Consider the following 26,267-nt stretch of genomic DNA (forward strand, 5'->3'; position numbering starts at 1 on the left):
TGTCTTCGGCAGCTTTACCATGATCCTCACACACCGCCCCGCCCAGCCCGACGATTCAGCCCTGTACTTCAACTGGGCCAACGACCCGTACACGCGCCGACAGTCGTTCAACAGCAATCCGATTTCCGCCGAGACACACGCCAACTGGTTTACGCGCAAGCTGATCGACGCTAATGCCATGCTACTAGTGTTTGAAAACGAAGCTGGTGAGCCCGTTGGGCAGGTACGATTCGAGCGAAAACCCGAAGCCGATATGCCCGACGAAATCATCATTGGCCTATCAATTGATGCCAACTATCGGGGGCAGGGGCTGGCCAGCCAGATGATTGAACAAGGGTGTGCGGCCTGCCGCGCGCAGTGGGGCGACGTGCCGGTTCATGCCTATATCAAACCCGACAACCGGGCGTCGGTGCGGGCCTTCGAGCGGGCAGGCTTCACATTGTCTGGCGAAAGCGGTAAATTTACGGATTCAGCAAGCGGTAAACTGAGCTTGCTTTACGTGAATACACCATGAGCCGAATTCAACCCATTCAGGTTGCTCACCATACCATTAGCCCCGGCTCCCGGCCGTTTGTGATCGCGGAAATGTCGGGGAACCACAATCAGTCGCTCGACCGGGCATTGGAAATTGTCGATGCCGTTGCCGACACCGGCGCGCAGGCGCTCAAGCTACAAACCTACACCCCCGACACGATTACGTTCAACGGCGGGTCAGAGGAGTTTTATATCCGCGACGACAAATCGCTATGGGCCGATAAAAATCTGTACAAACTGTATCAGGACGCTTACACGCCCTGGGAGTGGCACAAGCCCATTTTCGAGCACGCCCGGAAGCGGGGCCTAATTCCGTTCAGCTCGCCCTTCGATACCACCGCCGTCGATTTTCTGGAATCGCTCGACGTACCGCTGTACAAGATCGCGTCGTTTGAAAATACCGATCATATCCTGCTCAAAAAGGTGGCGCAGACGGGTAAGCCGGTCATTATGAGCACGGGCGTGGCGTCGGTAGCCGATCTGGAAGAGTCGGTGCGGGTGCTGCGCGAAAACGGCTGTACGCAACTAGTTCTGCTGAAATGTACGAGCACCTACCCCGCCACGCCCGAAAGCACCAACCTGCTCACGATTCCGCACATGAGCACGCTGTTCGACGTCCCGGTGGGTCTATCTGACCACACCATGGGCATTGGCGCGGCTGTAGCGGCTGTGGCCCTCGGCGCGGTCGTGCTGGAAAAGCACGTCACCCTGCGCCGGGCCGATGGCGGTGTCGATTCGGCCTTCTCGCTCGAACCTGATGAGCTGAAAGCCCTGGTCATCGAAACAGAACGGGCACAACTGGCACTGGGCCACGTTAGCTACACGCTGACACCGAAGGAGTGCAAAAGCCTGCAATTCAAACGGTCGCTCTACGTCGTGCGCGACATGAAAGCGGGCGACCCGTTCACCCCGGACACCGTCCGTAGCATCCGCCCCGCCAACGGCCTCCACACCCGCTACTACGACGATATCCTCGGCAGCGTTGCCACCCAAGACATCACCGCCGGAACAGCATTGGCGTGGGGAATGATTAAATGACAGAATGATTGAGTGGTTGAATGCATCACGCGCCAGCCTATTCACCGCCCCGGCGGCCCGGTCAGTCAATCATTCACTCATTCACTCATTCAATCATTCAACATATGGGCATTATTAAACGACAGACTATACAGAGTTCGGTGTACACGTATGCGGGCGTGGCGGTGGGCTTTCTGACGCAGGGTCTGTTTTTTCCGCACCTGTTCAGCAAAGCCGAAATCGGCCTGCTGACGCTGCTGGTGTCGTTGTCGCAGGTGCTGACGCAGGCAAGTACACTCGGGCTGAACAGTGCCGGAGGGCGGTATTTCACCTATTTCCGCGACGCCGACCGGCAGCACAACGGCTACCTGCTGATTAGTCTGTTGACAATGCTGGCGGGGTTCGGCCTGAGCGTGCTGGGGCTGTGGCTGGCGCGTCCGCTGGTACTCGATTACTACGGTACGGCCTCGCCCCTGTTCGTCAGCTACTATTACCTGCTTATCCCGCTGACGCTGTTTACGCTGGTTTTTTCGGTGTTCGATAACTACGCCCGGCTACTCTATGACCCAGTTACGGGTACACTCCTGCAACAGTTCGCCCTGCGCATTCTGATTCTGCTGTCGGGCGTGCTGTACTCGCTCGGCTGGGTAACGTTCGAGCAGTTTCTGTACGTCTGGCTTGTCGCGTTTCTGCTGGCAACGGTGCTGATGATCGCCAAAGTCATCCGCGACGATGCATTTTTCCTGAGTCGCCGGTTTATCTCCGTCACCGCCCAACTGCGCTACGACCTCATCCGTTATTCGGCCCTGAGTCTGGCCACGGCCCTGTCGTCGCAGGTGATTCTGGCGATCGATAAGGTTATGATTTCCAACAAGTTGGGACTGGACGATACGGGTATTTACGGCACAGCGTCATACTTCGCGGTGGTCATTGCTGTACCCGCTACGGCCCTCTACAAAGTGTCGGGCGCGCTCATCGCCGATTCATGGAAAACCAACGACCTCGACAACATTCGGATGATTTACCGCAAAAGCTGCCTGAACCAACTGGTGGCGGGCTGCCTGGTGTTCGTAGGCGTAGCGGCCAACCTGCCGGGTGTATTCCGCTTTCTGCCCGCCGGCTACGACGCGGGGTATTACGTCATTCTGTGGCTAGGGCTGGGTAAACTGCTCGACATGGCGACGGGCGTCAACGGCATGATCCTGTCGACCTCGCGCTACTACGCCTACGATTCGCTGTTTTTCGTTGCGCTGATCTTCATCACCATCGCCGTCAACGGCTGGCTTATTCCGCGTTACGGCATTACGGGGGCATCCATCGGCGCGGCACTGGCAACGGGTCTGTTCAACCTCGCCCGGACGCTGTTCGTCGGTTTTGCTTTTCGGATGCAGCCGTTCACCTGGCGCAACGCAGCCGTTATCGCACTCGGGCTGGCCGTCTGGTGGCTCGCGGTACAAATTCCGTACCCCGCCCCCACCGTCCCGATGTGGCAGACGCTGCTCGACATGGCGATCCGGTCAGCCCTGATAACCGGCCTGTTCGTGGGGGGCGTTATCGGCCTGAATCTATCGCCCGACGCGAGCAGTATGGCCGTAACTGCCTGGCAACGCATCCGCCGGGTTCGCTAACAACGGTTATCTTTGCGGTGTAACCCCTCGGCCCTCACCCCCGGCCCCTCCCGCGACGGCGGACCGCCCAAAACAGGAGAAGGGAGAGTTTTGAGTGTTTTGCCCCCCTCTCCCGTTCTGGGAGAGGGGCCGGGGGTGAGGGGTTTTCTATTCTATGCGCAAACTACTAATCGATCTGTTCGGTCTCGACCGGCTGTATAAAATTCGGAAGTCGCGGGTGGTCAACTACCTGCCCCGGCTCCGGCAGGCTACCCGCGCCTACAACTACCGCTACGGGCAGATTCTGCGCTGGAGCGTCGACTCGCGGGAGGATACCAACTACACCTACGCCCTCACCGACGACAGCCTGCTTTATCTGGCGCATACCGTCGCGGTGGTATCGGGGGTGTCGCCCGCAACGGTGCAGGCGTATTTCCGCGAAGTGCAGACCGACGACGCCCTACGCGACTACGTCCTGGAAAAAACCCGAACGTCGTCGTACAAGCGTGTGGCCGATCTACGCGTGGAATTCGGTCGGCGGCTGGGCTGGTACGCCCTCGTCCGGATTATGAAGCCGGGCGTCGTCATCGAAACGGGCGTCGACAAGGGGTTAGGGGCGGTGCTGCTGTGCTCGGCCCTCCTGCGAAACCGGGCCGAGGGATCGCCGGGTCGCTATTACGGCACCGACATCGCGCCCAAAGCGGGCTACCTCCTCGATGGCATCTACAAGGAAGTCGGGCAGGTGCTGTACGGCGATTCGATCACCAGCCTGAAAGCGTTCGACCAGCCCATCGACCTGTTCATCAACGACAGCGACCACTCGGCAACCTACGAGCTGGAAGAGTATAAAGTCGTGTTGCCGAAGCTGACGCCCAACGGCGTATTACTCAGCGACAACGCACACGTGGCCAGTTCGTTAGCACAACTCTCGCTGGAAGTCGGCCGCAAGTTTGTCTACTACCCCGAAGTGCCGAAAGACCACTGGTACCCCGGCGCCGGCATCGGCTTTTCTTTTTTATGAGTTTAAGGTTTGTAGTTCAAGGTTTAACGTTGCTCTCACAGATTAGCGTTAAGCATTGAACCTTAAACCTTCAACCACAAACGGTAAACCCACCATGTGGCTCTTTAAATACCTGTTTACGAACTTGTACCGGGCGGTGCAGACGCCGAACGGCCGACGGCTGCTGTGGCTGTTCTTCCGCTACGCCGGACGGCCGCGCCACCAGTCGGGGCTGATTCCGTTTATCAACTACCGCTTTCAGGTGCCCGACGCGCTGTCGTTCGTCTGGCAGTTCAAGGAAATCTTCGCCGACGAATCGTACCGGTTTACTACGACGGCCGCCCACCCGATCATCCTCGACTGCGGAGCCAACATAGGTACGAGTCTGGCCTACTTTCGGCAGACCTACCCCACTGCCCGGATTCTGGCGTTTGAGGCTGACCCGGCCATCGGTGAGGTGCTGGCAAAAAACCTGCGCGACAACAACATTCCCGACATCGAGATCATCAACAAAGCCGTCTGGGTCGATGAAAACGGGCTGGACTTCGGAACGGGCGAGGCCGATGCTGCGTCGATGTTTTCGGATACGGGGCGTCGGCGGGTACCGTCGGTGCGGTTGCGCGACTACCTGCTGCGCGAAACCCGCGTCGATATGCTCAAAATTGACATCGAAGGGGCCGAAACCGCCGTACTGACTGACTGCCGCGACGCGCTGGCTCACGTGCAGAATCTGTTCGTCGAATTTCACGCCTACATCGGGCATCAGCAGACGCTGGGCGAGGTCATTCAGGTGTTGGAAAGCAGCGGCTTTCGGTACTACATGGATAGCAATCAGGGCCGGACACGTCCGCTGGTTAACCACCGGTACCGGGGCAACGACATCATGGATTTGCAGCTCAACATCTTCGCGTACCGCCCGTGAACGTCGTCCACCTGAGCACCTACCACCTGTCGGGCGGGGCGGGCGTTGCGGCCACGCGCCTGCACCGGGCCATGCTCGCGCAGGGTATTGCGTCGACGCTGCTGGTGGGTATTCCCGACCGACTCGAACGGCACCAACCGGAAGACGGGGTGCTTTATCTGGCGAATAATTTTCTGGCCGAACAAACGGCTTTCGGGCGATTCGTGGCTGAGCGGCTGTACTTCCTGCCCTACGAACGCAGCCCGGCGGTGCGGTTTGGCTTTTCCCCGGCTCAGTTTGGCGCGAACCTGACCTTTCACCCAGCCATCCAGCAGGCCGACGTTCTGCACCTGCATTGGATTAACTTCGGTTTTCTGTCGATAGCGGGGCTCCGGGCGTTGTTTGCGCTCGGTAAACCCGTCGTCTGGACCATCCACGATCAGTGGGCGTTTACGGGAGGATGCCACTACAGCCGCACCTGCCTGCACTACCAGACCCACTGCCATACCTGCCCGTACCTGAAAAAACCGGGCGAACGCGACCTGTCATACCGCTTGTTCGAGCAGAAGAAAAGCCTGTTCGAGCAGCATACGCCACATTTTGTCCCGCCGAGTCAGTGGCTGGGCGACGATCTCCGGCGAAGTACGTTGCTGCGAAACGCGCCGATGACGGTTATTCCCAATACCATCGATCAGGCCGTTTTCTGCCCCGTCGACCGGGCCGATGCCAACGCCCGGCTCGACCTGCCCGACACGAAGACGAAGCGGCTGCTGTTCGGCAGTGCCAACGTTACCGACGAACGGAAAGGGTTCCGGTTTCTGGCCGAAGCTCTGCAACACATTCACAAAGTCCGCCCGGAGCTGTCGCTCGAACTGCTGGTGTTCGGCAAAGGCAAAACCTATCTGTTCAACGAAATCCCGTACACGGTGCGTCACCTCGGCATCCTGCGCGACGCCGACGACATCGTAGCCGCTTACAATGCCGCCGACGCGCTCGTCGTGCCGTCGCTGGAAGACAACCTGCCGAATACGATCATGGAAGCCCTTGCCTGCGGTACGCCCGTCGTGGGGTTTCGCACTGGCGGCATCCCCGAAATGATCGAACCCGGCCTGACCGGCTACCTCGCCGACGTCGCCAGTGCCACCGACCTCGCCCAAGCTATCACCCGCCTGCTCGACCACTCCGACCCGATCACCCTGCGCTACAACGCCCGCCACTTCGCCGAAGCGCACTATGGGGAGAGGGTAGTTGTGAAGCAACACCTAGAACTATACCGACAAAAGAGCGAAAGAGTGAAAGAGTGAAAGAGCGACCGTCTGGCGCCATCACTCTTTCACTCTTTCATTCTTTCGCTCTTTAACATATGCCCTCCCTCACCATCGTTAATCGCCACTATCCGCCGAATCCGGGCATCACCGGGGAGTCGGCCTGGGATTTGGCGCGGTACCTGATCGACCGGCACGGCATCGATGTTGTGGTGGTACATATCGAACGCACCTACGACGGCGGTGGGGCTATCCGGCAGCCGGTGGGTGAAACGCACGGCGTCAAAACGGTCTACGCGGGGAAGAATGGGCTGCTCAAACTCATCGCAGGCTTACTAGATGGTTTTCTGCTCATTCGCCGGGCACTGAAGGTTCGGCGGGGGCCGCTGTTGATTATGACGAGTCCGCCGATGCTGCCATTCTGGGCGTCGCTGCTGCTTCGACGTACACCCTACTGGCTCTGGTCGATGGATTTGTTTCCCGAAGGCTTCGCGGCCGAAGGCAAGGTCAGCCCGACGAATGCGCTCTACAAGTGGGTAATCCGGCAGACGTACCGCAACGCCCCGCACCACCTAATCGCGCTTGGTCCCCGGCAGGCCGAACACGTCCGGCACGAATACGGCAAACCCATCCCGACTACGATTCTGCCCTGCGGGGTGCTGATGCATCAGGAGCGCGACCGCGTCTGCCCGCCCTGGCGCGACCCAACCGACGGCCTGATCTACCTCGGCTACGCGGGTAACGTCGGGCAGGCGCACTCGGCGGACTTTCTGGAAAGCGTCATCCGCCACCTCGACCCAACTCGTTTCCGGCTGGTGCTTGCCCTGTACGGCACCAAAGCCGAATCGGTATTGAAAGCCACTGAAGGAAAGGCGGGCATCATCCGGTTGCCTAATATTCCCCGTAGCCAATTGCATTACCTCGATATTCAGCTTGTGAGTCTGCTCCCCGAATGGACACACATTGCGGTGCCCTCAAAGGCCATGAGCGCGGTTGGCTCAGGCTCACCCGTACTGTTCTGCGGTAGCCCCGATAGCGACAGCTACGTGCTGCTGCAACAGGCCGCCTATCTGATCGACGCCCGGCAACCCATCGACCCGGCGGTGGCTCAATTTCTGGCAACGCTCAACCCCAGCCAAATCATTAGCGGAAAGCAGGCAGCGGAGCAGGTAGCAGCGGGGCTGCAACGGCAGGTAGAGACGGCCTACGCGGAGCTGGCAGACTCGATACGCGCGGCAGATCGGTAGGCCCACGGCAAACACACGAGTACAGCACCGTCATTACGATTTTTTTAAATTTTTGTGGAAAAGGCGTGATAAGTAGGTGTCTTATGCTTTTTACAGAAGAATGACCATAAATTTGGCCCTGAAACCTACCCTAAATCTCCTTTTTATCCTTTTTCTGATAAAACTTAGTCTTTAACCTATGAAACGAATAGCTGTGTTTACCTCGGGTGGCGACGCACCGGGTATGAACGCCTGCATCCGGGCCGTTGTCCGGGGAGCGGTCTATCACGGACTCGAAGTATTCGGGATTCGCCGGGGGTACAGCGGAATGATAAATGGGGACATATTTCAGATGACGTCACACTCGGTGAGCAATATTGTTCAACGTGGCGGAACCATCCTGAAATCGGCCCGGAGCAAAGAATTCATGACGCCGGAAGGCCGGGCCAAAGCCGCCGAACAACTCCAGAAGTTCGGCATCGAAGGACTGGTGGCTATCGGCGGTAACGGTACCTTTACTGGTGCTACGCTATTTTACGACGAATACGGCATCCCAACCGTCGGCGCACCCGGCACCATCGATAACGACCTCTACGGCACCGATCATACCATCGGTTTCGACACGGCCGTTAACACTGCGCTGGAAGCTATCGACAAAATCCGCGACACCGCCGACTCGCACGACCGCATTTTCTTTATCGAAGTGATGGGCCGCGACTCTGGCTACATCGCCATTCAGTCGGGTATTGCGGGCGGTGCCGAAATGGTGATGGTTCCTGAAGTGCTGACGCCGATTTCGGAAGTTGTCGAGACGCTGAAAGCAGGCTGGAGCCGTCAGAAATCATCGTCGATCGTCGTCATCGCTGAAGGCGAAGAAGCCGGTATCGCCACCGAAATTGCGGAAAAAATACGGGCGCAGGTAGAGCCGAAAGTCGATATGCGCGTCACGACGCTGGGCCACATTCAGCGGGGTGGTATCCCCACGGCTTACGACCGGATTCTGGCCAGCCGACTCGGCCTGGGTGCCCTTGAAGGCCTGATGAACGGCGAGAAGAACGTGATGGCGGGTGTCGTCAACAACGAACTCGTCTACACCCCGTTCCGCGATACGATCCGCCTGCCCAAACCCATCAGCGAAGACCTCCTTCGGATGGTGAAGATACTGAGCGTTTAAAGAGCGAAAGAATGAAAGAGTGAAAGAGTGAAAGAGCGAAAGGTTGCTAACGCGCGCCATCGCTCTTTCACTCATTCACTCTTTCGCTCTTCAAATATACCCCGCTACCCAGTACACCACGTAGCCGACGATCTCGCGGATCAGGTGGTAGGCGTCGAGGAAGGCGGTTTCGTTGGGGAGGAGCCATTCCCCGATAGCAAACGAGCGGGGTGCCTGCCGAAAGCCGCCGGGATAGGGCAATACATCGACCCCTGCTTTCTGAAAGCATTTCACCGACCGACGCATATGCGGGGCCGACGTAACCAGCACGCAGCGATTCGTGTGAAACTGTCGGCGCAGCACCCGGCCAGAAAATAGGGCGTTCTGCCGCGTATTTCGCGAGTTATTTTCCAGCCATATATCGCCCGGTCGCACCCCGGCCAGGATCAGAAAACGCCCTCCCTGATGTCCTTCATCGGTGACGGGCTCCGGCCCGAGTGGTAAGCTACCGCTGCCCCCACTGATCAGAATTTTCCGAACAACACCCCGCTTGTAGAGATACAGCGCCTGCGCCAGCCGGTCGGACTCCGGCCCCAGCGACGGATGCTCATCGCCCGTATCAATGTGGCTGTTGGTTGTGCCGCCGGTCAGCACCACGGCTACAGAGCGGGAACTGTCGGGGCGGGGCAAGGTCGAAGGCGGGTATTCCCACCACCGCGCCAGTTCGTTCGTCAGCAGCGAATTGCCTGATAACCAGAACAGCGCGATAGCCAGTCCGACACCCCAGCGACGGCGGTGTGGGTTACGGGTAAAGAACGCCCAGAGCAGCGCGGCCAGCAGCCAGCCAGCGGGGGTGAGCAGGTAATTGAGCGTTTTAGAAAAGAAGAAAAACATAGACTAGCGGGGCTGGCACAGACGTTGTAACGATGCGGAGGATGGGCGCAAAACCCGTAAATTTGACTGTTCAGCCATGAAGATATATTTCCACTCGTTTATGCATCATTTATTTTTAGCTGTGCTGGTTGCGTTCGCTTCGGCCACCGGGCTGTTGGCCCAGTCGGCACCGGCAACCGGCGGAGCAGCCTACACTATCAACGGGCAGATTCGCGGAGTCTCCGATACGACCTGTGTGCTGGCCCACTACTACGGCACCACGCAGTACATCCCCAAAGATACGGCCCGCACCGACCGCGAGGGCCACATGGTATTTACTGGCGCCAAACCCCTGCCTGAAGGCTTGTATCTGCTCGTAACGCCCAAAAACGGCTACGTCGAATTCCTGATCGACAGCGACCAGAATTTTTCGTTTGCCACCGACACGGGGAGCGTCGTGAAGAACATGAAAATCACGGGCTCGAAAGAGAACGAACTGTTCTATGGCTACCAGCAGAGCCTGAACAAACTGTATGACGAAGCGAAAGTAATCGGGCAGCAGAAAAAGCCGGGCGATGCAGCCGCCAACGCCGAGGTCGATAAGAAAATGACGGCCCTGCAAAAGCAGGCACAAACCGACCGCGATCAGTTCTTTACGGCTAACAAAAATTCGTTTGCGGTGAAAATCATCAAAGCCGCCAGCGAACCCGAAGTGCCCACCGCGCCCAAAGCGTCAAACGGTCGCCCCGACTCGGTATGGGTATTCAACTACTTCAAAAAACACTTCTGGGACGACTACGACTTCTCGGACGAGCGGTTCGTCCGCACCAACATTCTACAACGTAAGCTTGATCGGTACATTAAGGAGCTGACCGTGCAGAACCCGGATTCGCTCGTCAAAGAAGCCGATTATGTCGTTGGTAAGGCGCAGGCCGGGAAGAACAAAGATGTGCTCCAGTACGTCATTTACTACATCACGAGTCAGTACGAACGGCCCAAAGTGGTCGGCACCGACGGACTGTTCGTGCATATGTTCGAGAAGTACTACAAGACCGGCGTTATGCCCGTTTCGGATAGCTCGACGTTGAAAAGCATTGGCGAACGGGTAGCCACGTTGAAACCGTTACTGGTTGGAAAAGTCCTGCCTGCTCCCGTCGTGAGCGACACGCTGAGCAGGCCCATCAACTTTCAGAACATCAAAGCCGACTATACGGTCGTGTACTTCTACGACCCGCACTGTGGTCACTGCCGCGAGAGCGCACCCGGCCTGAAGAAATTCACCGATGCCAACAAAGGTAAGGGTGTGGAAGTCGTCGCGATTGCGATTGACCAGACACCGGCCGAATGGAAGAAGTTTATCCGTGAGTTTAAGCTGGGCAACGCCATCAACGGCTACGATTACAAGCACCAAACCGACTTCCGTACCCGCTTCGATGTATGGACGACACCAACTGTCTACGTGCTCGACAAGCAGAAGAAGATCATCGCCCGCAAGCTACCGCCCGAGCAACTGGAAGACTTCGTGCAGTTCCACAAAAAGCAGCAGGCAGCCACCGCCAAAGCATCGGCTAAAAAATAGGGGTTCTTAAACACAGAGAGCACGGAGTGCATCACGGAGGTCACAGAGCTTTGCTCTTTTTTCTTCGTGACCTCCGTGCCTCTGTGTTGAAGAACCTTTTACTTCATTTTCGTCCGCTTCACCAGATACGCCGTCAGGATTTGCTCAAATCCCTGCGCGATGTCGGCTTCAATGAAGTCGATTTTGTATTGCCCGCAGCGCATCCGCAGGTCCTGAAACTGCTGCTTCACCGCCTGCTGATACGACGCCCGCACCTGCCCCGGCTGTAGCTTTACCTTCTCACCTGTTTCCAAATCGATGAACTCGTAAGGCCGCTCATCGAACGCAAAGTCCTCTTCTGTTTTCTTATCCGTGACGTGAAACAGCAACACCTCGTGCAGATTGTGTCGCAGGTGTTGCAGGGCCGAGAACAGCGCATCACTCTTCGACACGTTCTCGAACATATCGCTGAAAATAATCACCAGCGACCGCTTGTTGATTTTCTCCGCCACCTGATGAATCACGTCGGCCGCTGAAGTACGTCGTAGGGGCTTCGGCTGCTTCATGAGCAGGTCGAGCTGCGTGAACAGCTTGTGAACGTGCGAGGGTGTCGATTTGACCGGCGTCTGTACGTCGATGGTGTCGGCGAAGGTCGTCAGGCTGACGGCATCTTTCTGACGTTGCAGCATATACGCCAGGCAGGCAGCGGCCATCACGCTGAACGTCATCTTGCCGTAGTTGGCTTCGGGATAATACATCGACGACGACGTGTCGATCAGGAGGTGGCAGCGGAGGTTGGTTTCTTCCTCGTACCGCTTGACGAACAGCTTCTCCGTCTTGCCGAACACTTTCCAGTCGATGTGCCGGGTCGTTTCACCGGTATTATACAGCCGGTGTTCGGCAAATTCAACCGAAAACCCGTGAAACGGCGACTTATGCAGGCCCGTGATAAAGCCTTCGACCATCTGCCGGGCCAGAAATTCGACGTTGCCGAATTCGCGCACCTGCCCAAGATTAAGGGATTGTTTCATTGCCAAAAGGTACGCAAAAGCACGTACCTATCCTACCAACGGCGCGGGGCACGGCCGTGGTATCGACAATTGTAACTGACGACGATTTACAGCGCAGGCTGCATTAGCGACTGATTCATATCGGGCGTAATCAGCACCGATACCAAGTCGTTAACGCGGCTTTTGTCGAGTACGCGCAGGGTGACGCTGGTAACACCTTTACCCATCAGACCAATAGCTTCGGCGGCCGCGTGCGACAGATCGACGATGTGCCCTTTGGTGAATGGCCCCCGGTCATTCACCCGCACGATAACCGATCTCATCGTTTTCAGATTGGTTACTTCAATCAGCGTATTGAGGGGGAGGGTGCGGTGAGCGGCCGTGAAGGCTTTGAGGTTGACACGCTCACCGAAGGCCGTCATGCGACCGGCAAATTTCGATGCGTAATAGGTTGCTTTTCCCTTTTGGGCAGGCCCAGCCGGTTTTACTGCCGACTTAAAGCCGCCTACAAAAAGCAGCAACGACACGAGTAAATTCATTTGACTTTTGGTAAAGGTTACGGACTGACCAGTTGCCGAAAAACGATGGCTGCGTGGCCGAAATCTCCAAAAAGTACAACTCCTGTAAAACAAAGGTAGTCCTGCCAGCCCTTACTACCAAGCAATTAGGCCGAAACCTGTGGAAATGCTTCTACAGGTACGCGGAAATCTATCCCGCCAGTTCTACAAAAGATGGGGCCGCTTTTTTTATTATGGCCTGATTCCACGTACTTTAGCCCGAACTATCGGCTAACTTAATCAACCTGTGGAGGATCGGGATCGGGAGAAAATCTACTCAAAACGTGTACGGGCGGGTAAACGGACGTACTTCTTCGACGTCAAAGCGACGCGCTCGAACGATTATTACCTGACCATCACCGAAAGTCGGCGGCAGGGGCAGGGCGAAAGCTACACCTACGAAAAGCAGAAGTTGTTTTTGTACAAAGAAGACTTCGATAAGTTTCTGGAAGCCCTCCAGGAAACGCTCTGCCACGTCAAGCAGGATTTGATGCCCGACGTCGACTTTTCGCAGTTCGCCCAGCACGATCGCGAGCAATCCGACGACTTCAGTACGGAGTTGAAATGGGAGTAGCGGGGTCTGCTACGTTTCCCCTCACCGACCAGCCCTCTTACGTTACGCTGCCTTCGCTGCCACCGAAGGCTTTTTTTACGGCCCGCCGGTGCGGTGGTCCGCCGATGTAGGTGTAATTTTGTGGAAAAACTAAAGAGCGAAAGAGCGAAAGAATGAAAGAGTGATCTTGTAAACCCACACTTATGGATCACTTTTTCATTCTTTCGCTCTTTCGCCCATTCAACGATGGGTCTACAATGTGGAATCGTTGGTTTGCCGAACGTAGGTAAGTCGACGCTGTTTAATGCAATTTCGAGCGGGAAGGCCGAAGCCGCCAACTATCCGTTCTGTACGATAGAACCAAACGTGGGCGTCGTAACCGTCCCCGACGAGCGGCTCGATACGCTGGAAGGGCTGGTAAAACCCCAGAAAGTGGTGCCGACGATTATCGAGTTTGTCGACATTGCCGGACTGGTGAAAGGCGCGAGTCAGGGAGCCGGGCTGGGCAACAAGTTTCTGGCCAACATCCGCGAAGTCGACGCGATTGTACATGTCATTCGCTGCTTTGAAGACGACAACATCGTACACGTCGAAGGGAAAGTTAACCCGGTGTCGGATAAGGAAATCATCGACGCGGAGTTGCAATTGAAAGACCTTGAGTCGGTCGATAAGAAGATTCAGCGGATTGCGAAGGCAGCTCAGGTGGGCGACGCTAAAGCAAAAGCCGAACTGGAGGTTCTGAAACGGTACAAAACAGCCCTCGAAGCCGGGAAAAGTGCCCGCACGGTTCAGGCAACCCCCGACGAGCAGGAAGCCATCAGCGACATTGCCCTGCTGACGGTGAAGCCGGTTATCTACGTCGCCAACGTCGATGAAGGATCACTACCCAACGGTAACGCCTACTCGGATACGCTGCGGGAAGCGGTGAAAGATGAAGGCGCCGAAGTCATTATCATCAGCGCGGGTATCGAGTCGCAGATTTCGGAGATGGAAGACCCCGAAGAGCGCGAACTGTTCCTTGGTGAATACGGCCTGACCGAATCGGGACTAAGCAAACTGATTAAAGCGTCGTACAAACTGCTGGGCCTGATTACGTACTTCACGGCCGGTGTCAAGGAGGTCCGCGCCTGGACGATTCACCGGGGCTGGAAAGCACCGCAGGCCGCTGGCGTTATTCACTCTGATTTCGAGAAGAAGTTTATCCGCGCACAGGTGATGAAACTGCCCGACTTCGAGCAGTTCAAGACCGAAGCGGGTGTTCGCGAAGCGGGTAAACTGTCAGTCGAAGGCAAAGAATACATCGTGCAGGACGGCGACATTATGGAATTCCTGCACAGCGCGTAAACCGGTTCACGGTTTTCTGTTTACAGTTTTCGGTAGCTGACGCGAATATGTAGCCTGGACCGGTCCGCCGGCGCGGCTCCAGGCTACATATACAAACGGCCCTGTCTAGCGATTAAACAGGGCCGTTCTTTTTTTTCACGTCTTTACTCAATTGTCTTGACGTTGTCACGGGGGTGACGGTCGATGAGCAGGTTCAGCGGGTCGATACCGGCGCGGTCGGGCTTCTGATCGACGCGGACGGTGATCGTCTGCTTCGGCTTCGTGATGTGTTGCCGCTGGTAGTAGAGCAGCTTTTCGGTGTGACTTCCCTTCGCTTTCGGCGCGTACACCCCAACCCACATCCACTCGTTGAGCGGGCGGGGCGTTTCGTTACCCAGGCTATCAGCCCGGACTTTCTCGGCCGAGATCGTCATCGTTACGTCGAACTGCTTGCCGACGGGTTTTACCGTGACCTTATCAGTTTTGAGTTCGTAGAGCGTGATCGCGTCGATCCAGTCGTCGATCAGGCCACGCAGACTGTCGGGCGTGACGGCGCGAAGTTCAGCGGTCAGGTCGGCGGCTGTGGGGTAAACACCCGTTTTAGCCACCTGCGACACGTTCCATTTATCGCGGTAGGTGCGCAGGGCCTGATTCAGCTTGTCTTCACCGATCTGATCCTGCAAGGCGTAGAGCACGTGAGCGCCTTTGTTGTAGTGGATGTACGACTGATGTTCGGTCTGACTCAGCGGCTGCTCCTTTTTACTTTCACCACGCCGACCGCTGAGGTAGTAATCCAGTTCGTAGCTTAGGAACTCCTGCATGCGCTCTTTCGGGTAGTGATGCTTCATAACCATCAGCGCGCTGTATTCAGCCAACGACTCCGACAGCATCGCCCCGCCCTTCACGTCGGCTTCGGTCACCTGATGCCCCCACCATTGGTGCGCCGTTTCGTGGGCCGTCACAAAAAACGGCATGTCGATGTCTTTCGCGTCGTCGATGTTGGCCACGAAACCCATGTCTTCGCCAAACGGAATCGTGTTGGCAAACGACTGGGCGTAGCCCCGGTAGCGCGGAAACTCCATGATGCGTAGCTGCCGGTGCTGATACGGGCCGTAGTTCTGCTGGTAGTAATCGAGCGACGACTGCATCGCCTTCATCATCCGGTCGAGGTTGCGGGTGTGGCCGGGGTGGTAATAGATTTCCAGATTCACGCCCTTGTACGTCTCTTTCTTCACCGCATACCGCGCCGACACAACGGAGTAGAAATTGGCCATTGGCGCGTCCATTCGGTAGCTGAAAAACCGGCGTGGCTTACCGTCGGTACCTTTGCCCGTCCACTCTTTTTGCAGATAGCCCGGTGCGATAGCCACCTGATCAGGTGTGGTACCGATGGTCATGGCGAAACGCACATCGTCGGCATCGTCGCCCATCACGCTTTGCCGCAGTCCGATGGGGTCGTTTTGCGCACGCATCCGCTCTTTCGGCTTCAGGCCGTTGTCTTTGCGCTTATCGTCGGAACCCAGTTCGTAGTGCTCATCATAGCCGATACCCGGAAAATACTGGTTCGTGAAAAACGTGCCGTTCTGCACGATGTCGACATTTTCGCGCCCGTTCTTGAACCCGTTGGTATGGTACAGCAGGTCGAAGGCAAGTTGCAGGCTGTCGCCGGGTTGCAGCGGTTGGTCGAGCTGGTAGATGCGGTAATCGAAGTCGTGTACGTAGCGGTCGTCGAAGCGACCGGGGCGCGACAGACTCAGTTGCTTTACCTGCATTTCGTCGGCGGGGTAGGTTTGCAGGTGAATCTGCCGGATAGGCTGCGTAGTCTTGTTTTTCAGCCAGTAGTGCCCCTTTGCCGAGAAGTCGCGCACGTCGGGGTACAGCTCTACGTCGACATCGATGTCGGTAATGCGCGGCTGCGGCAGGCTGGCAAACTTCTTCAGCGTCGTTTCGTAACGGGCCAGTTCGGCTTCGTTTTTCTTGCTGTTTTGGTAATCGTGCAGCACGTTGGTATTGTAGTAGATGTACGAACCGCTCGATACAAACACGATCAGCAACGCCATTGCTACCGTCAGGATGGGGCGGGTTAGCTGATGCCGCCCGATGCGCAGTCGCAGCTTAAACAGTTCTTCCGACCCCCGCACCGACAGCACCACCGCCCCGGCAAACAACAGCGACGCGAAAGCCGCCCAGTAGAGCGTCGTCCAGGAGAACGGCGAAACGTAATGCCCGAACCCGTTCATGTCGGAGTAGGTGCCCATGCTGGCGCTGTCGAACAGCAGCAGCCGGTGTTCGATGCCCAGGTACGACAGCAGTCCCAGCGAGATAAAGAACAGTACGACAATGGCGTGGCCCGCGAATTTGTTGTTGACCAGCACGTGTACGAAGAAACCCAGCAGCATAAAAATCAGGAGGCCCGTTAGCGTTCCGGCGTAGAGATCGGTGACGTAAACCGACCATTCAATCAGCGACGCGCCCCCTTTGATCGTTTGCATCAGCGCCCCCAGCCCAATCGCGATGGTCAGCATCAGGGCGAATGCCAGCCCCAGGCCGAGGTACTTGCTCAGCAGCGACACCCAGTTCGGTACGGGCAGCGCGTCGCTGATCTGACTGATCCGCACGTCGCGCTCTTTCCAGACCAGATCGCCCACGTACAGCACCATCAGGATCATCAGAAACAGGCCGGTGAAGATGCTCATCTTGCTCAGCATGACGTAGGTCGTGGGCAGGGTGCGGGAGCCGTACCAGCCGCCCGCATCATCGAACGCCCGGAACAGAAACATACACAGCCCGCCGATGCTTAGCGCCAGAAACGGCAGGTCACGCAGCACGACTCTGGCGTAAAACACCGTTTGCGAACGCAGGCTCGACAGCCAAGCCAGCGTACCAAACTGTCGACTGACGCGCGGTAGCGGCCGACGCAGCGCAGCCGCACTCAGCACCGGCGTTTTGTCAGTACGTCGTTTGCCCGATGGCCCCGCCGAATGTTCGTAGGAGAAGAAATAATACGTAGCGGCCATCACCAGTAGCGCGACGCCCAGCCAGATCAGCCGGTTGTACAGAAACGTATCGGTCAGCGTGATGAGCTGATTATTCTGCTGCGCAATCGACCAGTATTGTGTCGTGAAGGACATTGCCCGCATGCCGAAAATATCGAGCAGAGCCGCCGTTTCGCGCCGGTCAATCTGCGCCATCAGCGTGCCCGACAGCAGGTACAGCATCAGAAACGCCATCCCCTGCGTGAACACGACCAGCATTTTACGGCTCAGCGCGCCCACGGCAAAGAAGATACTGCCAACGATCAGGGCGTTCGGTACGATCAGTACCAGATACGGTTGCCAGTAGGTTGCAGCTCTGAATGGCAGCAGCCGGTCGGCGTCGCGCCAGGGCATCCATTCGCCAATCATCAGCCCAAGCGGAATGGCCGTCAGCGTCAGCAGTAAAATCGTCAGGGCACCCAGGTAGCGGCCGGTCAGATACTCCCACCGCTTGATGGGTTTGGTAAAAAACAGCGAATCGGTACGGTGTTCAAAATCACGAACGACCGCCACGCCCATGATGGCCGACGTCATCAGGACGCCCATCATCAGGTATAAAAAAAGACTGAGCGTTGCTATGGTGCGCGTGCCGTTTTCCTTGATGGCTCCACCTGCCATACCATCTATCATGTCGGTGGTGACGGCGGCAAAGCTGATGCCCAGCAGGATTGCGAAATACAAATAGGTAGCCGGTCGGTTCCGCCGGTAGCGAAACTCGAAACGAAAAATCGATAACCAATTCATGGATTCGGGCGGTTAGAGGGCGGGGATAGGTACGGTACGCTGGGCGTGATAGCGGTTTTCGGCGTCGGTGATTTCCGTGAAATACACCTCTTCCAGACCGGCCTCCACCCGAACAAAACCGGGCGCGGGTTGCGACGTGGCATACACGTACACCATCGGCTGACCCGCCACCATACGGTCGTTGATGACGGCGTACATGCGGTGCATCAAATCGAGATCGCCGGGGGCCACGCTCTTTTTCCAGATCACGCCCTGCACCATCTGCACGGCGTCGAGCGGGTGGCCCGACAGCAGCACGGTGCCTTTGTTGATGATCGCCATTTGCGCGCACAGTTCCTGTACGTCTTCCACAATATGCGTCGATAAAATCACGATGGCCTCCTGACCCAGCCCCGCCAGCAGATTCAGAAAGCGGTTGCGCTCGGCGGGGTCAAGACCGGCGGTTGGCTCATCGACAATAATCAGTTTGGGGTTGCCAAGCAACGCCTGCGCGATACCGAACCGCTGCCGCATGCCGCCCGAGTAGCCACTCAGGTTTTTCTTACGGGCTTCCCACAGGTTGACGCGCTGGAGCAGCGTCTCGACTACTTCTTTGCGCTCCTTGCCGTTGTGAATGCCTTTCAGTACGGCCAAGTGATCGAGCAGGGTTACGGCATCGATGCGGGGGTATACGCCAAAATCCTGCGGCAGATAGCCCAGTATTTTGCGCAGTTCGTCGGGCTGGGTCAGCACGTCGATGTCCTGCCCGTTAACGTCCTGCATCACGATGCGGCCCTGATCGGGCAGTTGGAGCGTAGCGATGGTACGCATCAGCGACGATTTACCGGCCCCATTGGGACCCAGTAAGCCGAACAGGCCCGGTTCGATAGTCAGCGAAACGCCGTTGAGGGCCTTTACCCCGTTGTCGTAGGTTTTGGTCAGGCCGTCGATTAGTAGGTTCATAGTAAAAAGAGAAAGGTTCGTGGGAGATTGAATATGGTGGATGGACAGCCGCGAAAAGCTGGTACGAAACAACGAACAGGCCGTTGCGGCAAAAATTTATTTCGACCAATGCCCGGATTTTTTCGACCAATGCAGGCCGTTCCGCCGACTAATGCTCCGGCGTTTCGTCGGCATCCGCGTAGCCATTGTCGACGCGAAACTGACGAACGATTTCCGTAAGCGTAGTGGGTATAAACAGCCCCCAAATGATGAATTTGTCAAGCCAGTCGAGGGCGATCATCAGGATAACCACAATTGCAATCAGGCCAAGCCGAATCCAGACTGGTTTGCTGATGATGAATGAGCCAATTTTGATGTTCATGGGTGTGGTTTACTGATACCGATGCGTTGGTATTTACAACCGTTCGCTGTCGATTTCCTTTTGAACACCGCGGTATAGCCGTACGATGAGAATCACGAAAATTGGCATGAACGGTAGCAACGATACATCGTTATGCCCATCGCGAATGAGAATTTTTACTCCGATCAGAGCGCCGAAGAGAAAGAAAATTAGGAATAATTTAACTAGTGCCCGATAATTCAGCACTACGTTTCCGAGTTTGATTTTCATGGTGTTATCGTTCGCAATAGGGAGGTTGAAGACCTTTCCAAATTACGCGATCATCCCTGGCAGTCAAAACTTATTTCGACCAATGCGGTCCGGTATTACACGAATGGCTATCAGGCAACGACGAATGAACGACGTACCGACTGTCAGCGCCAGCAAACACGCTCATTATGTGGCATCAGTGCGCAATAACACACTCCAGAATACGGTGGCCCGGTAAGTCGATGGGCAGTTGCCGAACCACCCGAATACTGCCTTTCCGAATAAAATCTTCGACTTGGTACCGGTTGCTTTCGTCGATGACGTAAAAGTGTGATGTGGCGTAGTGCGCCAGGCTGTGTTCGGGCAGAATGTTGTTGATGTGGTAGTTGTTACGCACGGCTTCGAGTATCTTGTATTCGACAGTCGCATTTAGAATATTGTCTTTGTCGTTCGCCGTTTTCCAGTTGAGCAGGTAGTGCGCGTTTACGCCCTTATCCTGAAACCAGATTGGCAGAAAATAATGGGCCGACTCGAACAGGACCGGATAACGACTGTCGAGCTGAGGCATGTAACGCATGATGCCGTCGGTGAACGGAATACCACCTTTTTTATTCTGGTAAAACAGAAAGCCCACCAGTAGCAACGCATACACGGGAATGGCCCGACGTACCCAAACCGAGTCGAACACCCAAACTGTCCATCGGCCGCCCAGGGCATACCAGGCATACAGCAACTGGTAGACCAGCAATAGATGGCTCGGCCACAGATACCGGCTCAGAAAAACCGACGTATGTACCAGCGATACGCCCACGGCTATCGCGAGCACACCAATATAGATCCAGCCACTGAGCAGATACAGGCCAAACGCAGGGTCCGTTTTTATGGTCGAGAATGGTTTCCGAAGTCGGGGGATGGCGATGTAAGCGAACAGACCGACGACCAGTACAAATCGCAGAATAGTCAGCGTCAGCATCCCCGGTTTCATCTCGAGCTTCGCCGATAGTGTGGGAGCCAGCTCACCGGCAATCCGGAAAAAGGAAGTCACGGTTGGCAGCGGTATCCAGGAGTGCGGTTTACCAGCCTGCGTTTGAATGGCAAATTCAGGGTACCAGAGTAGCAGCCAGCTCAACGCGATAAGCCCGTGTGTGGCCAGCACAAGTAGGTACGTCCGCTGCCCCGACCACAGCCACAGCACGACGAAAAACGCGCCCGATACTGCGACGTAAAACAAGCCGAAGTTGTGCGTAAACACCAGTAGCAGTCCCAGCCCATACTGCGCCAGCAACCAACTGATTCGGGACGGTGCACCGATGAGCCGCTGCAACGCGATGAAGTACCCAAATCCGATGAGCAGAAAAACGGCGTAGGCCCGTACCTGCGTCGCCAGCGTAACGTTCAGGTACGTCAGGCTCACGATAAGCGTAATCAGCACAAAGTTGGTAACGGGCGTGCCGATCAGCGAGGTAACGTACCGATAAAACAACGCGATCGTACTGGCAAACAGCAGGACTGAAACCGCCCGCAGAAAGATCGGATTCAGACTGATGCCGTGCCCGATAAGCCAGTACAGATTCGGAAAAAGTGGCGGGTTCGCGTCCATCCCGCTTACGATGGCGTCGTTCATATGCGTTAGCGACGGATCGGACACCAGCAGATAGCTCAGCACTTCATCGAGCCACAGCCATTGCTCCTTGTAAAATAAGGAAGGAATTAAGCCGCCGATCAGGATGACAAACAAGCCAACACTTAACCACTTCGTTAATTTTTCGGGTTGTATCATGGTACAGGCGATACACCCCCCGGCCGGAAACTGGCAGGGCATAGACGCTTACTTCCCCGTTTGGGTGTAAGTGCGCAAACTATCGGTTTGTCTGTGATTAGTTTGTTTGCCGGGCGTTTGTAATGCGCCGGGAAACAGCATGTCTACGACCGTTGTGCCAGGTGGCAGGAGCGTGATTGTTTAATATGGGGTATCAGTCATAGCAGCTGAAAGCAATGCGCTTCAGTTACCTATATGTGTGGATACTCCTACGCAGTATTGGGACTCGTAGACGATCAAAAGTACGCCCGCACTACTTGTGGGGTAAGAACTATTTACATATTCTATTCAATAGGTATGTTTAGTAAACAATTATGTCACAATGGAACTACCACATTAACACAGCCGATTTTAGCTATCATTTTGATGCACAGGCGGTTTATGCTTACCTATAGCCAGCCATCAACACTCATTTCCGCTTGTTAACGCCCAGCCGCTGATAGGCGATGAGTTGATCGGCGCGGGCGGCCGGGGGGCGGTGGTAGACGAAAATCTCGTAATCGTTTTCGGCACCCGAAAAATCGCCTTCGATCAGCGTCTCATTGACCGTCGGGGCATCTGACTGGTCAGCAATGCGTAGTCGTAGTTGTATACACCCTGTTTGAGCAGGATAGCCGCCCGGTACGTACCCGTCGCGGGATCGAAGGTCATGCGGTTACGATCGTTGCGCTGCCAGAAATTGAAGGCACCGTTGACGTATACATCGCCCGGCAGCTGGGGAGCGCGAAGTGTAAATATAGTTTCGATGTAGTCGCCGAAAACGTCGCCGTTACCCGTTTCGCGGTGGTCGATCACAAACAGCCCGTTGAAGTCGTCGCTCTGAATATAGGGGCCCTGACTGCGCGGCTGATCGACCTGCACATAGGCAATGTTACGGTCGGCGGGGCGTTCGATTCGGTCGATGTAGTTGGCGCGTGACAGGATGGTGCGTGTATCGAAGAAGCGGTACTCGTTACCGCCCGGTATAGTGTTGCTCAGGTCGGCGACGTTGTATTGCAGTGTCTGATCGAACGCCTGCACGTTGGTCGGTTTGAGTCCCCGGATTTCGCGATCGTCGCGGTAGTTCTGCCGGATTACGACCTTGAAATCGTCCTGTGGCGAAATCACCTGATAGCCTTTGTAACTGATCGCCAGATCAATTTGCTGATCACTGAACTGCCGCGCGGGGTCGACGGAAAAGCGGGCTGCCGCACTAACAGCGACGCGGTTCTGGTACGTCGAAAACCGGCGCGTCAGGATGATGTTGGTGCGGTTGCGCTCATCATACACCACCAGCAGATAGTTGCCCGGCAGCTTCACTCGCGGCACCTGAAAGCGATAGTGATAGTAGGGAATTTTGGTATTCTGCGATACCTGATAATCGGTAATCGGACTGTCGTTGTATTCGTAGGTAAACTCGATATCGTTCAGCACCGATTGCTGCCAGTCGGCATTGCAATGAATGAGCCGGGCGCGAAACGAGCGGTAATTAGCCGTCAGGTCGTCGAATTCGAGTTGCAGCGCCGTTGGTTCATCCAGCGAAATAATTGGCGGGTTAAGCGTCAAGGCCGGGTCGGCGGGGTTGGCACTAACCAGTGGAAACAGCAGGGGTGTCTGTACGTTGGGGTCGTAAATGTGGTCGATGGTGGGCAGTTGCTGTGCCTGTGCCAAACCGGTCGAACACGCGCCGATAACCAGCCAGCCAATCAGTAGAAAATGGATAAACCGCATAGATAGCCTTTGAGAACCTAACGCCGGTAGCGCAGCAACATTGTCGATCTAAATTACGTCAATCAGTGTTGCAGTGATCGACCGATGATATACCAGCTTAGCCAGAAGCGATTCCTCAGCCGATTCTTCCAGTCTTTTTCCTGCGGAGCCTGGCCAGTTGGCGATATGTTGCCCCCATGCCGACGGTAGTGTAACAACGGTTTGTCGTAGAAGCAGGGGGTACCTTTCAGCTCGACCAGCAAGCCGATCCACCAGTCGTGGTAGTCGATGTTTTTGGGGAACGGTAACGCATACGTCAGCACACTTCGTCTGAACGCCATGCAACACCCCTGGTACGCATTTTTCCACAGGTTTCGCCAGAACCCCGGCCGACTGTCGCGACTGCGAAAAAACGATTCGTGTAGCACCTCACCCGACTGCGCTACTACCCGGCAGTCGGTCAGGACCAGATCACAGGTTTCCAGACGGGCTATAACCGCATCGACTTTACCCTCGTACCAGACATCATCCTGGTCGGCCAGAAAAATAATTTCACCTTCGGCATGCCGCAGCGCGTTTTCAAAGTTCTTGACTACTGAGCCAAATCGCTGGCTGGGTACTAACCGGATGCGTTTGTCCTGTATGCCGTTTATGATAGCTACCGTAGCATCTTTCGATCCGTCATCTGAGATGATAAGTTCGTCGTTGTCACCCAGTTGTACCAAGATCGAGTCAATTTGCTCTGCAACGAATTCGGCCCCATTGTAGGTAGCCATACAAACACTTATTCGCTTCATATCAGCTAATTATACCACGTCGAACACCTCGGTTTCTGCGTGTTCGCCAGTAGTTCAGTACAGTTAGAGTCGGCCCGTTTTTCCCGCAAAACCATCTTTGATACCCTTGACCAGCATTCGCGCCCGTCGCCCGCGCTCGTTCATGCCAAACAGTATTTTTATCCATTCTTTGGCAAGCAGATCAACCATTTTCAGCGAAAAAGCCGGGTAGTCACGTCGGTATTGACGGGCTACGATAATTCCGTTCCGGGCGATGTAATACTGCCGAACCGGGTTGTGCGACACGTATTTCTTACCCCACCGTTGTTTTCGTTCACCTAACGGATGATCGAGCTGAACAGTAGGCAGTTCCACCACTTTGTAACCGGCCTTGTTCAACCGAAGGTTGTATTCGTGGTCGACGTGATCGATGAAAAAGTCGTCGCGGAAGGGGCCAACGGTTTTGTATACCTGTAAATTGAGCAGATTACCTGACGTCATCGTATACAGTACCGAGCTGGGCACCCCGGCCTTTATCGTCGATGGTGAATGGGCCGCCCCGACAATACCGACTTGGTCAGCTGGCTGCGTCGACAGGTACTGTACCATCTCGGCGATCATCGTGGCGGGTGCTCTGCTGTCGTCATCCATCGTCAGCAGGTGCGTGAACCCCTCACTGATCGCCTGTTCAGCACCACGATTCAGGGCATAGCTGATACCGCGATTCCCGCCATTATTGATGTAACTGACAGTAGGGATTCGGCTTAGCGTAGCAATAAGTTCATCATTGGAAACATCAGAATTGTCGACGACGAAGAGTTTCTCGATCTGATGAATGTATGTGTCGATGTTGTGCAGGCAGTCTAGGGGACTGTTGTATAACACGACGACTCCGGCAATCCTCATACGATGCCTCAAACAGGTTCTGTGACTGATTTGGCACTAAAATTACCACATAATCCGCGAGATGCGCTCAGGAATGTACCGAATGCGCCAGTTTGGTTAGTTATCATTGGCCTTGCAGCACAACCCGGTAGTAATGAAATCGGTCAACTTTCAGGCCAATTAGGTCGTTATAACGCTACCGGATCACCTGTCATTTCTCCTCCATGATTCCCTACGAACCTAAGCAGTGGTTTAACCTCTTCACGCTCAAACGTAGCGACACGGCCCGCAAACTAGCCCCCTACATTCTGGGGTTTGGGGCTTATGCGCTGGCGATTGTACTGCTCGAAAAACACGTCTTTCACCTGTCTGATGAGTCGATTCTACGTAACGTGACATTACTGCATACGCTGCTTGGTTTCGTGATTTCACTGCTGCTGGTGTTTCGCACCAACACGGCGTACGACCGGTGGTGGGAAGGTCGGCGGTTGTGGGGGTCGCTGGTCAACAATAGCCGGAATCTGGGCCTGAAACTGCATCAGATGCTACCCGCCGAAGCCACCGACGTGCGCCAGTTTTACCAATCCATGATTCCCAACTTTGCCTTCGCGCTCAAAAACCACCTCCGCGACGATACGCAACCGAGCGAGTTTGCCGATACGCCGTTGTTGCGTTTCACCGATCTGCGCGCCGATGAACATATTCCGAATCAACTGGCGTCGGCGATGTTTGGGCAAGCGTATGCGCTGGAGCAGCGGGGCATTCTGCGGCCGGAGCACCTGCTGGTACTGAACCTCGAACTGCAATCGTTTATGGAGATTTGCGGAGCCTGCGAGCGCATCAAGAAAACGCCCATTCCCTATTCCTATAGCTCGTTTATCAAAAAATTCATTGTCAGCTACTGCCTGACGCTACCCATTGGCTTCACCTTCAGCCTGCACTACCTCGTCGTGCCGTTTACAATGTTTGTGTTCTACGTACTGGCGAGTCTGGAGGTGTTGGCCGAAGAAGTCGAAAGCCCATTCGGAAACGACGAGAACGACCTGCCGCTCGACTCCATCTGCCAGTCGATTGACAAAACCGTCCGGCAGGGTTTTGAACACCCGACACCGGTGGTTTTAAACGCAGCGGTACGGAAATAAATTTTCAACACAGAGTCACAGAGAACGCAGAGTTGATGCGACAATCATTCTCCGTGCTCTCTGTGACTC

General features: G+C 55.7%; 22 protein-coding genes and 1 pseudogene. 12 read left to right on the forward strand and 11 right to left on the reverse strand.

The annotated features are described in order from the left end of the window. Positions 1-19: 19 nt before the first annotated feature. The 8 genes from HH216_RS02895 (at position 20) to pfkA (ending at position 8,724) form a co-directional block, all read left to right on the forward strand. Positions 20-514: a GNAT family N-acetyltransferase gene (locus HH216_RS02895; RefSeq protein ID WP_169549419.1), complete on the forward strand. Its 495-nt coding sequence runs from the start codon at positions 20-22 to the stop codon at positions 512-514. After that, positions 511-1,572: a pseudaminic acid synthase gene (pseI, locus tag HH216_RS02900; protein ID WP_169549420.1), complete on the forward strand. Its 1,062-nt coding sequence runs from the start codon at positions 511-513 to the stop codon at positions 1,570-1,572. Before HH216_RS02895 ends, pseI begins: the two co-directional genes overlap by 4 nt. A gap of 104 nt (positions 1,573-1,676) precedes the next feature. After that, on the forward strand, positions 1,677-3,179 hold the full coding sequence (locus tag HH216_RS02905; RefSeq protein WP_169549421.1) for a lipopolysaccharide biosynthesis protein: 1,503 nt from the start codon (positions 1,677-1,679) through the stop codon (positions 3,177-3,179). 154 nt (positions 3,180-3,333) lie between these two features. Then, the gene (locus tag HH216_RS02910; protein WP_169549422.1) at positions 3,334-4,179 is read left to right on the forward strand and encodes a class I SAM-dependent methyltransferase; all 846 of its coding nucleotides are present in this window, start codon (positions 3,334-3,336) and stop codon (positions 4,177-4,179) included. Positions 4,180-4,273: 94 nt separating this feature from the next. Beyond that, complete coding sequence (locus HH216_RS02915; protein ID WP_169549423.1) at positions 4,274-5,080, forward strand: FkbM family methyltransferase; 807 nt, start codon at positions 4,274-4,276, stop codon at positions 5,078-5,080. Further along, positions 5,077-6,363 carry a glycosyltransferase family 4 protein gene (locus tag HH216_RS02920; RefSeq protein ID WP_169549424.1) on the forward strand — a complete coding sequence of 429 codons (1,287 nt, stop codon included), beginning with the start codon at positions 5,077-5,079 and terminating at the stop codon, positions 6,361-6,363. Before HH216_RS02915 ends, HH216_RS02920 begins: the two co-directional genes overlap by 4 nt. Before the next feature lie 59 nt (positions 6,364-6,422). Then, positions 6,423-7,571, forward strand: coding sequence for a glycosyltransferase (locus HH216_RS02925; RefSeq protein ID WP_169549425.1), 1,149 nt, complete (start codon positions 6,423-6,425; stop codon positions 7,569-7,571). 178 nt (positions 7,572-7,749) lie between these two features. Beyond that, positions 7,750-8,724: a 6-phosphofructokinase gene (gene pfkA, locus HH216_RS02930; protein ID WP_169549426.1), complete on the forward strand. Its 975-nt coding sequence runs from the start codon at positions 7,750-7,752 to the stop codon at positions 8,722-8,724. Between the two features lie 90 nt (positions 8,725-8,814). Here the strand turns inward: pfkA and HH216_RS02935 are convergent, their stop codons facing one another. Further along, the gene (locus HH216_RS02935) at positions 8,815-9,597 is read right to left on the reverse strand and encodes a YdcF family protein (RefSeq protein WP_169549427.1); all 783 of its coding nucleotides are present in this window, start codon (positions 9,595-9,597) and stop codon (positions 8,815-8,817) included. A gap of 100 nt (positions 9,598-9,697) precedes the next feature. On the opposite strand from HH216_RS02935, the gene HH216_RS02940 reads away from it, so the two are divergent. After that, entirely contained in the window at positions 9,698-11,155 is a 1,458-nt protein-coding gene (locus tag HH216_RS02940) for a TlpA family protein disulfide reductase (protein WP_169549428.1), read from the forward strand. A 98-nt stretch (positions 11,156-11,253) separates the two neighbouring features. Here HH216_RS02940 and HH216_RS02945 read toward each other — a convergent pair whose 3' ends face one another. Both HH216_RS02945 and HH216_RS02950 read right to left on the reverse strand, forming a co-directional pair. Then, positions 11,254-12,165: a DUF58 domain-containing protein gene (locus tag HH216_RS02945; protein ID WP_169549429.1), complete on the reverse strand. Its 912-nt coding sequence runs from the start codon at positions 12,163-12,165 to the stop codon at positions 11,254-11,256. 86 nt (positions 12,166-12,251) lie between these two features. Continuing rightward, positions 12,252-12,683 (reverse strand): septal ring lytic transglycosylase RlpA family protein, encoded by a 432-nt coding sequence (locus tag HH216_RS02950; RefSeq protein WP_169549430.1) that lies wholly within the window; start codon positions 12,681-12,683, stop codon positions 12,252-12,254. Positions 12,684-12,948: 265 nt separating this feature from the next. On the opposite strand from HH216_RS02950, the gene HH216_RS02955 reads away from it, so the two are divergent. Further along, entirely contained in the window at positions 12,949-13,275 is a 327-nt protein-coding gene (locus HH216_RS02955) for a DUF3276 family protein (RefSeq protein ID WP_169549431.1), read from the forward strand. Between the two features lie 225 nt (positions 13,276-13,500). Beyond that, the gene (gene ychF, locus HH216_RS02960) at positions 13,501-14,598 is read left to right on the forward strand and encodes a redox-regulated ATPase YchF (RefSeq protein ID WP_169549432.1); all 1,098 of its coding nucleotides are present in this window, start codon (positions 13,501-13,503) and stop codon (positions 14,596-14,598) included. Positions 14,599-14,741: 143 nt separating this feature from the next. Here ychF and HH216_RS02965 read toward each other — a convergent pair whose 3' ends face one another. From HH216_RS02965 to HH216_RS03000, 8 genes and pseudogenes are all read right to left on the reverse strand, one after another. Continuing rightward, positions 14,742-18,356 (reverse strand): ABC transporter permease/M1 family aminopeptidase, encoded by a 3,615-nt coding sequence (locus HH216_RS02965; protein WP_169549433.1) that lies wholly within the window; start codon positions 18,354-18,356, stop codon positions 14,742-14,744. 12 nt (positions 18,357-18,368) lie between these two features. Continuing rightward, positions 18,369-19,298, reverse strand: a complete 930-nt coding sequence (locus HH216_RS02970; RefSeq protein WP_169549434.1) for an ABC transporter ATP-binding protein — start codon at positions 19,296-19,298, stop codon at positions 18,369-18,371. Between the two features lie 148 nt (positions 19,299-19,446). Next, positions 19,447-19,659 carry a hypothetical protein gene (locus tag HH216_RS02975; protein ID WP_169549435.1) on the reverse strand — a complete coding sequence of 71 codons (213 nt, stop codon included), beginning with the start codon at positions 19,657-19,659 and terminating at the stop codon, positions 19,447-19,449. A gap of 33 nt (positions 19,660-19,692) precedes the next feature. Further along, entirely contained in the window at positions 19,693-19,908 is a 216-nt protein-coding gene (locus HH216_RS02980; protein ID WP_169549436.1) for a hypothetical protein, read from the reverse strand. 175 nt (positions 19,909-20,083) lie between these two features. After that, entirely contained in the window at positions 20,084-21,667 is a 1,584-nt protein-coding gene (locus HH216_RS02985; protein ID WP_169549437.1) for a hypothetical protein, read from the reverse strand. 448 nt (positions 21,668-22,115) lie between these two features. Continuing rightward, positions 22,116-23,416 (reverse strand): annotated as a pseudogene (locus HH216_RS02990) (type IX secretion system plug protein). A 62-nt stretch (positions 23,417-23,478) separates the two neighbouring features. After that, positions 23,479-24,171 carry a glycosyltransferase family 2 protein gene (locus HH216_RS02995; protein ID WP_254448674.1) on the reverse strand — a complete coding sequence of 231 codons (693 nt, stop codon included), beginning with the start codon at positions 24,169-24,171 and terminating at the stop codon, positions 23,479-23,481. Positions 24,172-24,255: 84 nt separating this feature from the next. Further along, complete coding sequence (locus HH216_RS03000; protein WP_169549439.1) at positions 24,256-25,077, reverse strand: glycosyltransferase family 2 protein; 822 nt, start codon at positions 25,075-25,077, stop codon at positions 24,256-24,258. A 203-nt stretch (positions 25,078-25,280) separates the two neighbouring features. On the opposite strand from HH216_RS03000, the gene HH216_RS03005 reads away from it, so the two are divergent. Continuing rightward, positions 25,281-26,198: a bestrophin family protein gene (locus HH216_RS03005; RefSeq protein ID WP_169549440.1), complete on the forward strand. Its 918-nt coding sequence runs from the start codon at positions 25,281-25,283 to the stop codon at positions 26,196-26,198. Positions 26,199-26,267 lie beyond the last annotated feature (69 nt).

The sequence above is a fragment of the Spirosoma rhododendri genome, from assembly GCF_012849055.1.
Lineage (GTDB): Bacteria > Bacteroidota > Bacteroidia > Cytophagales > Spirosomataceae > Spirosoma > Spirosoma rhododendri.

What these genes read in the sequence shown, in the direction of transcription:
- HH216_RS02940 (WP_169549428.1), top strand. Translation starts at nt 9,698, where the DNA reads ATGCATCATTTATTTTTAGCTGTGCTGGTTGCGTTCGCTTCGGCCACC.
- HH216_RS02925 (WP_169549425.1), top strand. Translation starts at nt 6,423, where the DNA reads ATGCCCTCCCTCACCATCGTTAATCGCCACTATCCGCCGAATCCGGGC.
- HH216_RS02905 (WP_169549421.1), top strand. Translation starts at nt 1,677, where the DNA reads ATGGGCATTATTAAACGACAGACTATACAGAGTTCGGTGTACACGTAT.
- pfkA (WP_169549426.1), top strand. Translation starts at nt 7,750, where the DNA reads ATGAAACGAATAGCTGTGTTTACCTCGGGTGGCGACGCACCGGGTATG.
- HH216_RS02935 (WP_169549427.1), bottom strand. Translation starts at nt 9,597, where the DNA reads ATGTTTTTCTTCTTTTCTAAAACGCTCAATTACCTGCTCACCCCCGCT.
- HH216_RS02945 (WP_169549429.1), bottom strand. Translation starts at nt 12,165, where the DNA reads ATGAAACAATCCCTTAATCTTGGGCAGGTGCGCGAATTCGGCAACGTC.
- HH216_RS02980 (WP_169549436.1), bottom strand. Translation starts at nt 19,908, where the DNA reads ATGAAAATCAAACTCGGAAACGTAGTGCTGAATTATCGGGCACTAGTT.
- HH216_RS02975 (WP_169549435.1), bottom strand. Translation starts at nt 19,659, where the DNA reads ATGAACATCAAAATTGGCTCATTCATCATCAGCAAACCAGTCTGGATT.
- HH216_RS02895 (WP_169549419.1), top strand. Translation starts at nt 20, where the DNA reads ATGATCCTCACACACCGCCCCGCCCAGCCCGACGATTCAGCCCTGTAC.
- HH216_RS03000 (WP_169549439.1), bottom strand. Translation starts at nt 25,077, where the DNA reads ATGAGGATTGCCGGAGTCGTCGTGTTATACAACAGTCCCCTAGACTGC.
- HH216_RS02995 (WP_254448674.1), bottom strand. Translation starts at nt 24,171, where the DNA reads ATGGCTACCTACAATGGGGCCGAATTCGTTGCAGAGCAAATTGACTCG.
- HH216_RS02985 (WP_169549437.1), bottom strand. Translation starts at nt 21,667, where the DNA reads ATGATACAACCCGAAAAATTAACGAAGTGGTTAAGTGTTGGCTTGTTT.
- HH216_RS02910 (WP_169549422.1), top strand. Translation starts at nt 3,334, where the DNA reads ATGCGCAAACTACTAATCGATCTGTTCGGTCTCGACCGGCTGTATAAA.
- ychF (WP_169549432.1), top strand. Translation starts at nt 13,501, where the DNA reads ATGGGTCTACAATGTGGAATCGTTGGTTTGCCGAACGTAGGTAAGTCG.
- HH216_RS02915 (WP_169549423.1), top strand. Translation starts at nt 4,274, where the DNA reads ATGTGGCTCTTTAAATACCTGTTTACGAACTTGTACCGGGCGGTGCAG.
- pseI (WP_169549420.1), top strand. Translation starts at nt 511, where the DNA reads ATGAGCCGAATTCAACCCATTCAGGTTGCTCACCATACCATTAGCCCC.
- HH216_RS03005 (WP_169549440.1), top strand. Translation starts at nt 25,281, where the DNA reads ATGATTCCCTACGAACCTAAGCAGTGGTTTAACCTCTTCACGCTCAAA.
- HH216_RS02950 (WP_169549430.1), bottom strand. Translation starts at nt 12,683, where the DNA reads ATGAATTTACTCGTGTCGTTGCTGCTTTTTGTAGGCGGCTTTAAGTCG.
- HH216_RS02965 (WP_169549433.1), bottom strand. Translation starts at nt 18,356, where the DNA reads ATGAATTGGTTATCGATTTTTCGTTTCGAGTTTCGCTACCGGCGGAAC.
- HH216_RS02970 (WP_169549434.1), bottom strand. Translation starts at nt 19,298, where the DNA reads ATGAACCTACTAATCGACGGCCTGACCAAAACCTACGACAACGGGGTA.